The following is a 324-nucleotide window of genomic DNA, read 5'->3' as shown; positions in this document are numbered from 1 at the left end:
AGAAGCAGCCCGAAATTGGGTCTGTAGCTCAGTTGGTTAGAGCGCACCCCTGATAAGGGTGAGGTCGGCAGTTCGAATCTGCCCAGACCCACCAATTTTTGTGTGGGATCCTGTAGCAATACGGGGCCATAGCTCAGCTGGGAGAGCGCCTGCCTTGCACGCAGGAGGTCAACGGTTCGATCCCGTTTGGCTCCACCACTACTGCTTCTGATTGTATAAAGCTTAGAAATGAGCATTCCATCGTGATGGTGGTGAATGTTGATTTCTAGTCTTTGGCTAGATCGTTCTTTAAAAATTTGGGTATGTGATAGAAAGATAGACTGA

Annotated in this window: 2 tRNA genes; both read left to right on the top strand. The window is 48.8% G+C overall.

The features are described from left to right. The first annotated feature begins 17 nt into the window (after positions 1–17). Positions 18–94: transfer RNA gene (locus tag ACM6I5_RS19870), tRNA-Ile, on the top strand. Positions 95–122: 28 nt separating this feature from the next. Further along, positions 123–198, top strand: a tRNA-Ala gene (locus ACM6I5_RS19865). Positions 199–324: the final 126 nt, after the last annotated feature.

The organism is Pseudomonas sp. IT-P171 (genome assembly GCF_949767765.1).
GTDB classification, from domain to species: domain Bacteria; phylum Pseudomonadota; class Gammaproteobacteria; order Pseudomonadales; family Pseudomonadaceae; genus Aquipseudomonas; species Aquipseudomonas fluorescens_B.
This window is presented reverse-complemented; position numbering and strand designations above follow the sequence as displayed.